The sequence below is a fragment of the Gilliamella sp. B2838 genome (assembly GCF_026536185.1).
Lineage (GTDB): Bacteria > Pseudomonadota > Gammaproteobacteria > Enterobacterales > Orbaceae > Gilliamella.
The window spans coordinates 48,020-63,434 of the sequence record NZ_JAFNOO010000008.1 but is presented as its reverse complement, the minus strand read 5'-3'; the positions used below and the strand labels follow the sequence as shown (position 1 = coordinate 63,434).

The window sequence follows — 15,415 nt, the reverse complement described above, 5'->3', positions numbered from 1 at the left end:
TAATGTTATTCATTTCTTAGCCTCTATTCATTAACTTATCCAAAGTGTTGAGCAAGATTATTGAGTTGAAGTTTGAACGAACAAATTAATCATCATTTGATAAAAAATTGTGAAGTTTTAACAGTTATCGATTATTGCTTTTTGTTAATGTTTAACGCTATGCATCTAAGTATAAATAGATGTTGTTTTGAAATTACTGCTAGATGCAAAAATAGTTACTATTTTTTTAAAAATCCAATCTTATGTTTCATTTAAAACTAAAATAATGACATTAAAAAAATACAAAAGAAAAGCTAACTAAAGAAAAGAATATGTTGGTTATACTAGAGTATAAAATTAATCTTCTATTTGGCGCAAAAAATTTAAACCGACTAAACTTATTCACTCAAAATAGAATATAATTTGTACAATTATATTCTAAAAAAAGTAGATTTCAAAGTTATTTCTACAAACGATAAAAATGTAAAAAATATCAAATAGATTGAATAAAAGGATGATAAATCATCATCCTTTTAACACGCTAGAATAAGTTAAAGCAGATAGAAAAGTCATTATTTTCCTTTTTTAAAAGCAGCAGCAAATGCATTGCCCATTGCACTATTGGTGCTTAAAGGTGCATTGTGATTTTTTAGCGCTTGATTGCTACGATGCTGGCTTTTATTTGCTTCGGCTTTAGTGGTCACCGCATCATCTAAACGCATGGTTAATGCAATGCGTTTACGTGGTATGTCGACTTCAACTACTTTAACTTTTACAATATCGCCAGCTTTGACAACCGATCGCGGATCTTCTACAAATTTATCTGAGAGAGCTGAAATATGCACTAAACCATCTTGATGAACACCAATATCAACAAATGCACCAAAATTAGTCACGTTAGTAACAGCACCCTCCATTATCATACCCACTTTAAGATCATCTATTGTCTCGATATTATCGGCAAATTGTGCTGTTTTAAATTCTGGTCTTGGATCGCGACCCGGTTTATCAAGCTCTTTAATAATATCTGTGACTGTTGGCACACCAAAATGATCATCGACATAATCAACCGCTTTTAATGATTTAAGATAACTGCTATCACCCAAAATCTCTTTTAAGGATTTATGATTTTTTTCTAAAATCCGTTCAACTACCGGATAAGCTTCAGGATGCACAGCTGATGCATCGAGTGGATTTTTACCGTCCATGATCCGTAAAAAACCTGCACACTGTTCAAAAGCTTTTGGTCCTAATCTTGCAACTTTGAGTAATTGTTTACGGTCAGAAAATTGACCATTGTCATTACGCCAATCAACAATATTTTGGGCAATGACTTTGTTAAGCCCAGCAATGCGCGCGAGTAACATTACAGAAGCCGTATTTAAATTAACCCCAACCGCATTTACCCCATCTTCGACCACTGCATCAAGCTTTTTAGCTAATTGTGTTTGACTTACATCATGCTGATATTGTCCGACACCAATTGATTTAGGATCGATTTTCACCAGTTCAGCTAATGGATCTTGTAACCGGCGCGCAATCGAAACCGCGCCGCGTAATGATACATCAAGATCCGGAAACTCTTGCGCGGCCAGTTCCGAGGCAGAATATACCGATGCCCCCGCTTCGCTAACAATCACTTTTTGTGCTTTCACTTCTGGATATTTTTTTTGCACATCAAGATAAAAACGCTCGGTTTCACGCGATGCCGTGCCATTACCAATCGCCACTAATTCGACTTGATACTTAATGCAAAGGGCTGCAATCATCATGGCAGCTTTATCTGCCTGTCCTGTATGCGGATAGATTGTTTCGGTCGCAACAAGTTTACCAGTAGCATCAACCACCGCGATTTTAACGCCGGTACGTAAGCCGGGATCCATCCCCATCGTGACTTTCATACCAGCAGGCGCAGCCATGAGCATATCATGTAAGTTAGCGGCAAAAACATTAATTGCTTCTTCTTCAGCTCGCTCACGTAAGGTAGTCATCAGTTCAGTTTCCATATGCATTAAAATTTTAATGCGCCATGTCCAATTAATTACTGCTTTTCGCCATTTATCAGCAGGTTGCTCATTAAAATGAACACCCAAATGCTCGGTAATAATCTGTTCACAATAACTTTCTTTTGGCGGCTCTTCAAATTGGGGATCTGCATTTAATGACAGTTGTAAAAAACCTTCATTGCGACCACGGAACATCGCTAACGCGCGATGAGAAGGCACTTTAGAAATAAGTTCACTTTGCGCAAAATAATCACGAAATTTAGCGCCGTCTTCTTCCTTACCCGCTACAACTTGCGACACCAAATGAGCATTATTCCATAAGTAATGACGGACTTTGGCAAGAAGCCCAGCATCTTCAGCAAATCGTTCCATTAAAATATAGCGTGCACCATCCAGCGCTGATTTGCTATCAGCAATACCTTTATCATTGTTGATATATTTTTCAGCTTCGGATTCTGGATTAAGGTGTGGGTTTTGCCATAAATCATCAGCAAGCGGCTCAAGCCCTGCTTCAATAGCGATTTGCCCACGTGTACGACGCTTAGGTTTATAAGGTAAATAAAGATCCTCAAGCTCAGTTTTGCTAAGCGTTTGTGTGATTTTGTCACTCAATTCTGTGGTTAATTTACCTTGTTCTTCGATTGATTTTAATATTGTTTGTTTACGATCTTCAAGTTCTCGCAAATAACTTAAACGACTGTCTAGCGTGCGTAGTTGGGTATCGTCTAATCCGCCCGTTACTTCTTTACGATAGCGGGCAATAAAAGGGACGGTACTTCCTTCATCTAATAATTGAATAGCCGCTAAAACTTGTTCTGGTTTTACCGTCAGTTCACCGGCTATAATATGGCTAATTTGATTATTTATCATGGTATCTCTGTATATCGTCGATTAACGGAATAGAATTTTATTATGCAAAAAGCTAATTATATAACAAGAGAAGGCTATTTGGCACTCGATCGTGAACTGAAATATTTATGGAAAATAGAAAGACCTCAAGTAACACAAGCTGTTTCGGATGCCGCAGCGCTTGGCGATCGCAGTGAAAATGCAGAATATATTTATGGCAAGCGGAGATTACGTGAAATCGATAGGCGCGTACGCTTTTTGACTAAACGTTTAGAAACGCTGACAATTGTTGATCCCGATCCTAAGCAGGAAGGTAAAGTATTTTTTGGGGCTTGGGTTAAGCTAGAAGATGAATCTGGTCGCATACATGTTTATCGAATTGTTGGAACCGATGAATTCGATCCGAAAAAAAATTGGATCTCAATAAACAGCCCTGTTGCCCGCGCATTAATTGGTCATAAGGTCGATGATGAAATATCGGTTATGACCCCTAATGGTACAAATTACCTCTATATCGTGGCGATTAGCTATCAAGAATTAACCCTTTAACCTATTTAATTGACTAAAATAACACTTTAAAAAATCGAACAATTTGTTATGTTCAATGAGATGTTATTAAATATTGTTTGACGAATAATTTTCTTAAACTTGCAGGCAAATAAAGCTATAATTTATTAATTGCTTCTAAATTACAATCATTATGATGTTAGTTGATCAGTTATATATTTATCCCTGTAAGTCCATGAAAGGCATTCCAGTAAAAAAAGCCACCACCACTGAAGGCGGCTTTCAATACGATCGTGTTTTAATGATAAGTGAACCCGATGGGACTTTTATTACAGCAAGACAATATCCACAGTTATTAAAAATCGAAACCACACTGGTAGATAATAAGATCCATCTACTATTACCCTCTAAGCAAGCGATAACGATTAATTTAGATGATTTTTCTCAAGATGTTGAACCCACTCAAGTATGGGGAAATCATTTTACTTCGCATATTGCGCCAATTAGTGTCAATCAATTTATCAGTCAATTCTTGCAAAAAGATGTACAAGTACGTTGGGTAGGTAACCATTTATCACGACATACAAAACGCTATTGTGATGTAGCGGTAAGCTTTGCTGATGGATACCCCTATTTATTACTTAATCAATCCTCTTTTAATTATTTACAACAACAATGCCCGGAAAAACTCGATATTCGCCAATTTCGCGGCAATATTATTATTAAAGATGCGTTACCTTTTGCTGAAGATGGTTGGAAAACAATTAAAATTGGCCCAGTTATATTTGATATTGTCAAACCCTGTACACGATGTGTTGTAACAACCATGAATGTTAAAACCAGTAAGTTATCAACCGATAATGAGCCATTGAAAACGTTACGCTATTTCAGATCTGATAGTGAGGGTAAAATTGATTTTGGTATGAATATGATTGCTCGTAATCATGGTACCGTCTGTTTAGATGATCCTATAGAAGTACTGGAGCGACAACCGGCTAAAAATTATATTAAATCATTCCCAGCTGAAATTAAGCAAAATCAACAACCTTGCACAATCGCACTTAATGAACAAATAATTCAAGGCAATAATCAGCAAACTATTTTAGAACAATTAGAACAGCATCAAATAGCTGTGCCCTATTCTTGTCGTGCCGGAGTTTGTGGACGTTGTCAGATACTGTTGAAAAGTGGTGAAGTAACCGCGATGACTAAAGCTGCTATTAAAAGAGGAAATCGAATTTTAGCTTGTAGTTGTATACCCAAAAGTAATATTGAAATTGAATTAGTTAAGAAATAGCTTCTAACTCAAGTGGATGTTTGCTAAGACTATCCTCAATTGAACAAGTTGAAATTGGCATTAATCTATCGTTCATGACTTTAATCGCTTCTGAAAAATAGAAAGTTTTATTCATAGCACCAAAAGTAGGTTGAGCAATAATACACAACGATGCGTTTTCGCCGGCTTCAACGACCATCAAAAACACTGATTGACCACCTTCTTGCATATTTACTACAACAATATCGGCCATTTTAGGTCGATATGCCGTTATTTGCTGCGAAAAATACCAACTTTTTGGCATTTGTGGCTTTAAAAAATTGGCAGCAACAATTGCATTTATCGACAATTCAATTTTTTGCGAATCGTTAAGATTCAATAATTGACAGCTATCAAAAAATTGATAATAAGCGGTTGCATCACTGACAGAAAAAGGAAACTCGCCAAAAACATCGGGAATCAACATTTTACTAGGATAACATGAACGAAATAGCATTTCGGGCGATACTTCAAGCATCAAGCTATCATAATCACTATCAAAATACCAACGCCAACTATCAGTTGGTCGAAAAGCTAATTTCATTGAGATATTACCCTTTTTAAAGTTGAACTAAATTTGCACAAAAAGATAACATAACTTAGATAAAAAATAAATAATAAATTAAAATAAAAACTTTTTAATTGCTTAATTTTTAAAAAATTTATCAGTAATGGGTAAAGATCAAAACGATCTAACTTGGATCTTTTTTAAGGATCATTGATCCGATTCGATCCGACTTTTTTTATATCTTAACATATAGCTTTAATTAAACTTCTTTACAGAATATCAATGCGAGATAGGATTATGATCGATTTAGATAATTTTAAATGATGATGAGATAATTAATAGGAAGAAGATTACCTTGGTTTATCCAAGGTATAAAATGGTTGTAAACCAGATATTAATCACAACTAAATTTTTGTAGAATTTTAAACTCTGCCTACACGGCAGTGAACCGTTAGAGAGCATAAAGAGGCATCACGCTATCTTTCTAAACTACCTACACGGCAGTGAACGAATTTTTTTTATGAATTCCGGAAAACACTCCTTTCTAAACTACCTACACGGCAGTGAACTAGAGTTCGACCTACTATAATCGTTGTTCAGATAAAGGTAAATGATATTTTTACTTTTAAAAACCCTTTTTTTGTAGCTATTTTTAATCTATTGATTTTATTAGTTTTTAAAATAAGCTAAAAAAAAGGGTTAAAACAAGGGTAATTTTTTGGTTTATTTATTCAGCTGTAATAAAGCTAAAATTTATTTATAACCTTATAACCCTTAGCAGCAAATTAATCAATTAATCAGGTTACAGTAAGAAAATAAAATTAATAATATCAATATATTGCCGATAACTTGTGACTAACGTAATAAATAATTTTCACTTTTTAACATTGAATTTATTCACACTCAAGATAGGACAATTCATTAAAACCAAGTAATTTTTACTATTAGTCAGTATTTTTATTCACTACTCTGTAGGGGGCAAAAAAGAAGCGGAGGAGCTTAGTTGTAGATTAACGTGTATAGGTAGTTTAGAAAGATTCGACGATTGGGATTTGCTAACCAAGTTCACTGCCGTATAGGTAGTTTATAAAGCCTGTAAATAGCGCCGAGCCTTTGCCATCGAGTTCACTAACATATATAGTGTAGATAAATATAGCTCAGTTGAGTAAAAATAGTTTGAATTCACAACGATGTCAGCAGTTATGGGTAACGCGATCAATGCATTGTTTAACTGTAGGGCGGGGTGTTGATAAAATCATTATGCTTTTTTATTTGCATAGCGTTCGACAAACTTTTAAATAGCTTTCTAACTCACTACAGCGTCTTGCAAAAACTTAAACGTTTTTTTAAATAAAAAGAGTATTAAGACTCAGATTTCAGTAAGAAATGCGCTATGCCATAGCGTTATTAACTGCCAAAAAATTCTAAAACATGCCTATAACCAAGTAAGTTAAGTCACTATTATCCAATCAAATGTTACCGCATATTAACGAGCGTTTGTTAAAGTTGAAGTTAGTTGTAAGTAAAAATTCGTATTACTTATTACTGTTATCATCAATCCTGTAACAGGATTTTGATATACACGATTAATATTAGTCGATATAACGACGTTTATTCAAACAATAGAGGATACTTACTTCAAAATAATAAAAGGTGTCATCAGACACCTTCTATTAGTTGGGATAGCTAATTAACTTGCTACATTTATACGCTTCATGTCAGTCATATAGCTACGTAATTTACGACCAATAATTTCAATTGGATGATTACGAATTTCTTCGTTTACATCACGTAATTGTGCATTGTCAACACTACCTTCTGGAATAGCTTTGCCAAGATCGCCCGATTGTAACATTGGCATAAATTTTTCTTTTAATAAAGGTATTGCGGCATTAGCAAATAAGTAGTTACCATATTCTGCTGTATCTGAAATAACCACATTCATTTCATACAGGCGTTTACGCGCAATAGTATTAGCTATAAGTGGTAATTCGTGCAATGACTCATAATAAGCTGATTCAGCTAAAATACCTGATTCGAGCATGGTTTCAAATGCAAGTTCAACGCCTGCTTTGACCATTGCAATCATGACAACACCTTGATCAAAGTAAGCCTGTTCATCAATCTTTCCTTGATATTCAGCCGCTTTTTCAAATGCTGTTTCGCCGGTTTCTTTACGCCATTTTAATAAGTTAGCATCATCATTTGCCCAGTCTTTCATCATCGTTGCAGAAAATTCACCAGAAATAATATCATCCATGTGTTTACGATAAAGATCAGTCATGATAGCTTTTAACTCTTTTGCTAGAGCATTAGCGCGTAATTTAGCTGGGTTAGATAAACGATCCATCATTAACGTTATGCCACCTTGTTTTAACGCTTCTGTAATGGTTTCCCAACCGAATTGCAATAATTTACAAGCATAAGCAGGATCAACGCCATCAGCAACAAGTTTATCAAAGCAAAGTAGTGATCCCGTTTGTAACATACCACAAAGAATTGTTTGTTCACCCATTAAGTCTGATTTTACTTCGGCTACAAATGAAGATTGTAAAACACCAGCACGATGACCACCAGTTGCAGCAGCCCACGCTTTAGCAATGGCTAAACCTTCACCTTTTGGATCGTTTTCTGGATGAACAGCGATAAGCGTTGGCACGCCAAAGCCACGTTTATACTCTTCACGTACTTCGGTACCTGGGCATTTAGGGGCAACCATAACAACAGTAATATCCGAACGAATCTTTTCGCCCACTTCAACAATGTTAAACCCATGAGAATAACCCAGTGCAGCGCCTTGTTTCATCAGTGGTTGCACAGCTTTGACAACAGCTGAATGTTGTTTGTCTGGCGTTAAATTAATAACAAGATCAGCTGTCGGAATTAAGTCTTCGTAAGTGCCGACTTTAAAACCATTTTCAGTCGCTTTTTTCCAAGATGCGCGTTTTTCAGCAATCGCCTCTTTACGAAGAGCGTAGGCAATATCTAAACCAGAATCGCGCATATTAAGACCTTGGTTAAGACCTTGCGCACCACAACCAACTATAACAATTTTTTTACCTTTCAAAAAATTGGCTTCAGATGCAAACTCGTCACGCGCCATAAAGCGACATTGACCAAGTTGATGTAACTTTTCACGTAAATTTAGAGTATTGAAGTAATTTGACATTGTTCTCTCCATGAGTTGAGTAATTCATAATTGATATGCCCTACACTATATAGTAAATTTTTTATTGCTAAAATTGATATATTTAAAATATTATATTGCATAAATTGCAATATACTTGCTAAGTTTTACGGTTTCTTTTACTCTAAGCCACCTTTTATTTATCGGCAATTTGTATAATATGGATACTCGCTTTAAGCAAGCTAAAAAAGAAGCTAAGTTATCATTGCTGTTAACGGCTATTTACCTCATTGCTTGGATTATTTGCGCTTATTGCGTGGGCAACAAAATAGGCTTTTGGGGTTTACCATTGTGGTTTGAACTATCTTGCATAATGACACCTTTAGCTTTTCTTTTGTTATGTATTATTGTTGTAAAATCTCAATTCAAAGATATCTCTTTAGAACAGACTAAGTGATTCAAACCATGCATTTCGATATTATTTTACCACTGGTTATCTACCTGATTTTTGTATTTGCATTATCGCTTTATGCTTATATAAAGCGAAAAAAGGTCAATCAATTTACCGATTATTTTATTGGTAATCGAACGATGGGTGGCTTTTTACTCGCCATGACACTTGCAGCAACTTATATTAGCGCAAGTTCGTTTATTGGTGGACCTGGCGCTGCTTATAAATATGGTTTAGGTTGGGTGTTGTTATCCATGATTCAAGTTCCTACCGTATTGTTATCATTAGGAATATTAGGTAAAAAATTTGCTATTTTAGCACGTCAATATAATGCTATTACCTTAAGCGATATGCTTTATGCACATTACAAAAGTAAAACCATCGTTTGGTTTGCAAGTATCGCGTTAATAGTGGCTTTTATTGGTGCTATGACTGTCCAATTTGTTGGCGGCGCTCGTCTGCTTGAATCATCAGTAGGTATTCCCTACCATAGCGGATTACTAATATTTGGTATTGGTACCGTTATTTATACGGCTTTTGGTGGTTTTAGAGCGAGTATATTAAATGATGCATTCCAAGGTTTAGTTATGATCATTGGTGCCGTTTTATTGCTTGGCGCGATTATCTATGCTGGTGGCGGCATGACAACCATTATTCATCGACTACAAGAAATCGATCCAGCACTGCTTACACCACAAGGCCCAAACCATTTTATGGATTTTCCGTTTATGGCTTCATTTTGGGTGTTAGTCTGTTTTGGCGTGGTGGGGTTACCTCATACCGCGGTGCGTTGCATGGCGTATAAAGATAGTAAAGCAGTGCATCAGGGAATTATTATTGGTACAATTGTTGTCACAATCATAATGTTAACGATGCACTTATCTGGTAGCTTGGGCCGAGCAATCATTGATGATTTAACAATACCAGATCAAATTGTACCAACATTAATTATTAATGTATTACCGCCTTTTGCTGCGGGGATCTTTTTAGCTGCACCATTAGCTGCGATCATGTCAACAATCAATGCGCAGTTATTGCAAGTATCATCCGTTCTGATTAAAGATCTTTTTTTAAGTATTAAAAGCAATAGCAATTTAAGTGATAAATTATTAACGCGTATTTCAGTTACCATTACCTTTATTTTTGGTGGTTTACTCATTTTTGCCGCTTGGAATCCACCTAATATGATAATTTGGCTAAATTTACTTGCTTTTGGTGGGCTTGAAGCGGTGTTTTTATGGCCTTTAGTACTCGGATTATATTGGAAAAAAGCCAATGCCACAGGGGCACTTTGCTCAATGCTGGCTGGTGCAATAAGTTATACACTATTAGCCAGTTATGATATTAAGTTATTGTCATTCCACCCAATTGTGCCTTCTTTAATTATTGGATTAGTGGTTTTTATTATAGCCAATATGTTTGGCAACAAAGGAAAAAATTATGCCTTGGATTCAACTCAGAATTAATACGACTAATGAATTAGCTGAACAAATCAGCGAACAACTAGAAGAATCGGGAGCTGTATCAGTCACTTTTCAAGATACTTATGACAATCCTGTTTTTGAACCTTTACCTGGTGAAACTAAACTTTGGGGAAACACCGATGTAATCGGGCTTTATGATGCTCAAACAGAGATTAATGAGTTAAAATCGATACTAAATTTAGACCAATATTCTTATAAAATTGAACAATTAGAAGACAAAGATTGGGAACGAGAATGGATGGATAACTTTCATCCTATGCAGTTTGGAAAAAGACTTTGGATCTGCCCAAGTTGGCGAGACGTGCCCGATCCTAATGCGGTTAATGTGATGTTAGATCCCGGTCTAGCATTTGGAACCGGAACCCACCCAACTACAGCATTATGCTTAACTTGGTTAGACGGTCTAGATCTCAACAATAAAATTGTGATTGATTACGGTTGTGGTTCTGGTATTTTGGCCATTGCCGCATTAAAATTAGGCGCAAAACAGGTTATTGGTATCGATATCGATCCACAAGCTATCGAAGCTAGTCGTGACAATGCTGAGCGTAATAATGTTAGCAATAATTTACAGCTTTATCTTGCCAACGATATACCCAATAATTTACAGGCAGATGTTATTGTTGCCAATATTTTAGCCGGACCATTAAAAGAACTCGAACCAAACATAAATAAGCTGGTTAAACCAAGTGGACTATTGGGATTATCCGGTATTTTGGCATCGCAGGCACAAAGTGTTTGCTTAGCTTATCAAGCACATTTTGAGTTAGATCCAGTTATTGAGCAAGATGAATGGTGCCGTATAACTGGCAAAAAAAAGTAAAAATTTGACATTACCCCTTTTAACTTCGAGAAAAAATGCGTAATATAGCCGGCCTCAATTTGCTTAGCATTGGTGAGGTCAAATTAAAAAACAATTTAATTGCTGCACCAATGGCTGGAATTAGCGATAAACCATTTCGTCATCTATGCTATCAATATGGCGCTGGAATGACAGTATCAGAAATGTTCTTAGCAAATTCAGATGTTTGGCATACAGATAAATCGGCATTACGTATGGTGTCAACAGATGATATTGGTGTGCGAGCTGTTCAAATCGTGGGGTCAGATCCCGACGAAATGGCAAAAGCAGCCGAATTTAATGTCAAACATGGCGCTGAGTTAATCGATATTAATATGGGGTGTCCAGCAAAAAAAGTGAATAAAAAATTAGCGGGATCGGCTTTAATGCAGCATCCGGAGCTAATTAGAAAGATTTTGCAAAAAGTTGTTGGTGCTGTTGATGTACCAGTAACTTTGAAAACGCGGACTGGATGGGATAAAAATCATAGAAATTGCATTGAAATCGCACAAATTGCACAGGATTGTGGTATTAAGGCAATAACCATACACGGAAGAACACGTGCTTGCTTATTCAAAGGTGAAGCTGAATATGAGTCGATTAGAGCAGTAAAACAAAATGTGACAATTCCTGTCATTGCTAATGGCGATATTTGTACACCGGAACAAGCAAAAGATGTTTTTCAATATACGCAAGCTGATGCTATAATGATCGGCCGAGCGGCACAAGGGCAACCTTGGATATTTGAAGAAATTGCATTCTATTTAACACATGGACAGTTAAAAAAAAGAAAAACAATTGATGAAGTGGAGCAAATCGTGTTAACACACCTTGATGACCTTTATCAATTTTATGGAGAATACAAAGGATTACGGATTGCCAGAAAGCATGTAAATTGGTATACCAACTATTATGCTGATAGCGATCAATTTAGGCGCTTATTTAGTGTACTTAGCAATACAAGTGAGCAAGTTAAAACACTAAAAGCATTTTTTAGTCAAATTAGAAACAACCAAAAGAGTTAAAAATACTATGTCAGAACAACGCGTTACAGCTGCAGCACTTAAATTTACAACTGTAAACTCACAAGACCAAATAACACAAAAACCATTGCGAGATTCAGTAAAGCAGGCTTTAAAAAACTATTTATCACAACTAAATGGTGAAGATCCTACTGATTTATATGAATTAGTGTTAGCTGAAGTTGAACACCCATTCCTTGATATGGTTATGCAATACACCCGTGGCAATCAAACCAGAGCTGCCAATATGCTTGGTATTAATCGTGGTACTTTACGCAAAAAATTAAAACAATATGGAATGAGTTAATCAACTCTTTATTGATATCTTGTTTTACAATCCAAAAGCGCCGAATTAGGCGCTTTTTTACTATCATGTATCAATCATGATTCAATTGAACTTAACGTTTTTAGAACAACTCGCTTAAATAAAAATTAGGCAGATAAACGCTTAACTAACGTTGGTGTTAACGTTAAAGTATGCAGTTTATCATTAGGATGATGTAATCGATTTAATAAAGTTTCAACTGCTAATTGTCCTAACTCTTCTTTGGGTTGATGGATTGTTGTCAACGGTGGGGCAATATATTGTGCAATTTCTATATCATCATAACCCATAATAGCAATATCTTCTCCCACCTTTAAACCATTACGATATAGAGCCTGATAAGCACCAATAGCCATAGCATCATTAGAGCAAAAAACCGCTTGTGGCGGAATTGGCAACTGTAATAAATGCTGCATTGCCACAATGCCGGAAGCGAATCGAAAATCGCCCTGCGCTTCGTAATCTGGCAAAATGGTTAATTGCGCGTCCTGCATCGTTTGACGATACCCTTGAAGGCGCGATTGCGCCTGAGTATTGTTCAATGGTCCAGTAATACAAGCAATACGTTGATAATTCTGTTCAATCAGATACTGGGTCGCTAATGTTGCGCCATAAAATGAATTATCTTGAATCGTATCACACACGCCTTTAAAAGGTGTCCAGTCCATCATGACCATAGGTAACTTAGGATAACGGTCAAAAATTTGTTCCGGAAAAGAGTACGTTTCCGTGCACATAGCTAATAGACCATCAACACGTTTTTGTAACAAATGTTCAATATTGTTGAGCATTCGTTGCTGATCGCCCTCAGTATTACATAAAATTAAATTATAACCGAGTTCATAACAGCTACGCTCGACACCTTGCACTACCTCAGCGTAAAAAGGGTTATTACTTGTGGTGACTAACATGCCAATAGTAAAGGTTTTATTACTTTTTAAACTACGTGCAATTGCTGATGGCGTGTAGTTTAGCTGTTTTATTGCAGACTCAACCTTACTGCGAATAGCTGGACTTACATAGCGATCGTTATTAATAACATGAGAAACGGTTGAAGTAGATACTTTCGCATAATTTGCGATATCTTTCATGGTAGCCAAGTGTTAATTTCTCATTGATAAATGTTGTGATTGAATAAAATTATCGACGTCTTTTCGTGTTGGTACGGATGTTTGTGCACCTGCTTTAGTCACAGATAGTGCCCCAGCTGCATGTGCATAATAAACAGCTTGTTTTAGATCTTTGCCCTCTAGCAACGCGGTAACCAACATTCCATTAAAGGTATCACCAGCACCAATTGTATCAACAGCGTTAACACGAAACCCTGGTACTATTACGCCGTTTTGTGCATGACTCACCCAAGCGCCTTTACTTCCCAAAGTGATAATCACAGTATGGATCCCTTTATCATGTAATAATTGTGCTGCTTGCTGTGCATCTTGCTCGGTAATAATTTTTATACCAGTTAAAAACTCTGCTTCTGTTTCATTTGGCGTAATGATATCAACATGGGCGAGTAATTCATCAGATAATTTTTGTGCGGGCGCAGGATTTAAAATGACTTGTGTATTATTTTGTTTAGCCAACTTGGCAGCTTGCTCAACGGTTGCTAATGGCGTTTCAAGTTGCATTAAAATTGCATCAGCTTTTGTGATATCGTCAGCAAATTGATCTAAATACTCTGGTGTGACAGCAGCATTCGCTCCAGCATATATTGCAATTTGGTTTTCACCTTCTTGATTGACCAAAATAAGCGCAACACCAGTATTTTCTTGGTCGATTACGGCAACAGAACGGGTATCAATATGATCGCTTTGTAGCTGCTTTTTAAAGTTTTTGCCTAAATCATCGTTACCAACAGCCGCAATAAATTGCACATTCGCACCGAGGCGTCCAGCGGCTACGGCTTGATTGGCTCCTTTGCCGCCATACGCGATCTTATAATGTGTACCTGTTAATGTTTCACCTGGTTTGGGAAACTCATTGACATTTAAGATATGATCGATATTGACACTACCAAGTACAATTAATTTTTTACTATTCATATATTTTGTTCCTAATCAACTAGAAATTGGACGCACTCATGCGTCCTTGATAATTTTATTGAGTTATCAGTTTTAATTCTACAGGAATTTTTGCATCAACCTTTTCACCTTTTATTACTTTATCAGCAATTTCAATACCTATTGAGCCGATTTTGTCGGGTTGCTGAGCGACAGTTGCGGCCATTTTTCCGCGTTGTACTGATTTAACACCATCATCAGTACCATCAAAACCAACTACGATAATATCATTACGACCTGCAGTTTGTATGGCGCGCACAGCACCTAATGCCATTTCGTCATTTTCTGCAAATACGGCTTGCACAGCCGGATAAGCAGTTAAAAGATTTTGCATTACGTTCATCCCTTTAGCGCGATCAAAGTCTGCCGGTTGTGCTGTTAAAATAGCCAATTGATTTGCTTGCACAGATTTGACAAAACCCTCACCTCGTTCACGAGAAGCAGATGTCCCAACAATACCTTGCAATTGTATCACTTTGGCATTAGCCCCCAATTTTTCAAAAATAAAGTCACCGGCCATTTTGCCACCAGCAACATTGTCAGAGGCAACATGACTCACTACATCGCCTTTGACTGAAGCACGATCAAGTGTAATAACCGCAATACCGGCTTTATTAGCCGCCAGTACGGCGTTACCAACCGCTTCAGAATCAGTAGGGTTAATCAAAATGATTTTAGCGCCTTTAACAATGGTGTCTTCAACGTTAGCTAGCTCTTTAGCAGGGTTATTTTGTGAATCTAAGACTACTAAGTCGTAACCCAATTCTTTCGCTTTATTTACGGCACCATCTTTTAAGGTAACAAAAAAAGGATTATTCAACGTTGAAACAACTAAAGCGATGCGCTCTTTCGCTGAGGCTTGAAAAGCAATACAAACACTTAGTGCAGAAGCAATCACAGCTGCCATCATTTTTCTAAATTTCATAACTTTCTCCCAA

12 protein-coding genes and 1 pseudogene are annotated in these 15,415 nt (G+C 36.6%); 7 read left to right on the top strand and 6 right to left on the bottom strand.

Annotated elements, in window-relative coordinates; translation table 11 throughout:
* Positions 1 to 689: 689 nt before the first annotated feature.
* A pseudogene (locus J3U63_RS09380) lies at positions 690 to 2,855 on the bottom strand (Tex family protein); the annotation flags it as partial.
* A 42-nt stretch (positions 2,856 to 2,897) separates the two neighbouring features.
* On the opposite strand from J3U63_RS09380, the gene greB reads away from it, so the two are divergent.
* Both greB and J3U63_RS09370 read left to right on the top strand, forming a co-directional pair.
* Positions 2,898 to 3,383 carry a transcription elongation factor GreB gene (gene greB / locus J3U63_RS09375; protein ID WP_267333441.1) on the top strand — a complete coding sequence of 162 codons (486 nt, stop codon included), beginning with the start codon at positions 2,898 to 2,900 and terminating at the stop codon, positions 3,381 to 3,383.
* A 151-nt stretch (positions 3,384 to 3,534) separates the two neighbouring features.
* Positions 3,535 to 4,638: a YcbX family protein gene (locus tag J3U63_RS09370; protein ID WP_267371372.1), complete on the top strand. Its 1,104-nt coding sequence runs from the start codon at positions 3,535 to 3,537 to the stop codon at positions 4,636 to 4,638.
* Here the strand turns inward: J3U63_RS09370 and J3U63_RS09365 are convergent.
* Positions 4,628 to 5,200 (bottom strand): cell division protein ZapC, encoded by a 573-nt coding sequence (locus J3U63_RS09365; RefSeq protein ID WP_267333439.1) that lies wholly within the window; start codon positions 5,198 to 5,200, stop codon positions 4,628 to 4,630. The genes J3U63_RS09370 and J3U63_RS09365 overlap by 11 nt on opposite strands.
* 1,654 nt (positions 5,201 to 6,854) lie before the next feature.
* Complete coding sequence (ilvC, locus tag J3U63_RS09360) at positions 6,855 to 8,333, bottom strand: ketol-acid reductoisomerase (RefSeq protein ID WP_267371370.1); 1,479 nt, start codon at positions 8,331 to 8,333, stop codon at positions 6,855 to 6,857.
* A 178-nt stretch (positions 8,334 to 8,511) separates the two neighbouring features.
* Here ilvC and J3U63_RS13425 point away from each other — a divergent pair, with 178 nt between their 5' ends.
* Genes J3U63_RS13425 through fis form a run of 5 tightly spaced genes read left to right on the top strand, consistent with a single transcriptional unit; the run spans position 8,512 to position 12,396 of the window.
* The gene (locus tag J3U63_RS13425; protein ID WP_267333437.1) at positions 8,512 to 8,748 is read left to right on the top strand and encodes a YhdT family protein; all 237 of its coding nucleotides are present in this window, start codon (positions 8,512 to 8,514) and stop codon (positions 8,746 to 8,748) included.
* A gap of 8 nt (positions 8,749 to 8,756) precedes the next feature.
* A complete protein-coding gene (gene panF, locus J3U63_RS09350) occupies positions 8,757 to 10,208 on the top strand; it encodes a sodium/pantothenate symporter (RefSeq protein WP_416379578.1) in 1,452 nt (483 codons plus the stop codon).
* Positions 10,183 to 11,049: a 50S ribosomal protein L11 methyltransferase gene (gene prmA, locus J3U63_RS09345; RefSeq protein WP_267333435.1), complete on the top strand. Its 867-nt coding sequence runs from the start codon at positions 10,183 to 10,185 to the stop codon at positions 11,047 to 11,049. Before panF ends, prmA begins: the two co-directional genes overlap by 26 nt.
* A gap of 35 nt (positions 11,050 to 11,084) precedes the next feature.
* The gene (gene dusB / locus J3U63_RS09340; protein WP_267333434.1) at positions 11,085 to 12,092 is read left to right on the top strand and encodes a tRNA dihydrouridine synthase DusB; all 1,008 of its coding nucleotides are present in this window, start codon (positions 11,085 to 11,087) and stop codon (positions 12,090 to 12,092) included.
* A 7-nt stretch (positions 12,093 to 12,099) separates the two neighbouring features.
* On the top strand, positions 12,100 to 12,396 hold the full coding sequence (gene fis, locus J3U63_RS09335) for a DNA-binding transcriptional regulator Fis (protein WP_034883623.1): 297 nt from the start codon (positions 12,100 to 12,102) through the stop codon (positions 12,394 to 12,396).
* Between the two features lie 125 nt (positions 12,397 to 12,521).
* Here fis and rbsR read toward each other — a convergent pair whose 3' ends face one another.
* Genes rbsR through rbsB form a run of 3 tightly spaced genes read right to left on the bottom strand, consistent with a single transcriptional unit; the run spans position 12,522 to position 15,402 of the window.
* Positions 12,522 to 13,514, bottom strand: a complete 993-nt coding sequence (gene rbsR, locus J3U63_RS09330; RefSeq protein WP_416379630.1) for a ribose operon transcriptional repressor RbsR — start codon at positions 13,512 to 13,514, stop codon at positions 12,522 to 12,524.
* A gap of 3 nt (positions 13,515 to 13,517) precedes the next feature.
* On the bottom strand, positions 13,518 to 14,459 hold the full coding sequence (gene rbsK / locus J3U63_RS09325; protein WP_267333432.1) for a ribokinase: 942 nt from the start codon (positions 14,457 to 14,459) through the stop codon (positions 13,518 to 13,520).
* A 55-nt stretch (positions 14,460 to 14,514) separates the two neighbouring features.
* The gene (gene rbsB, locus J3U63_RS09320) at positions 14,515 to 15,402 is read right to left on the bottom strand and encodes a ribose ABC transporter substrate-binding protein RbsB (protein ID WP_267333431.1); all 888 of its coding nucleotides are present in this window, start codon (positions 15,400 to 15,402) and stop codon (positions 14,515 to 14,517) included.
* Between the last annotated feature and the right edge of the window lie 13 nt (positions 15,403 to 15,415).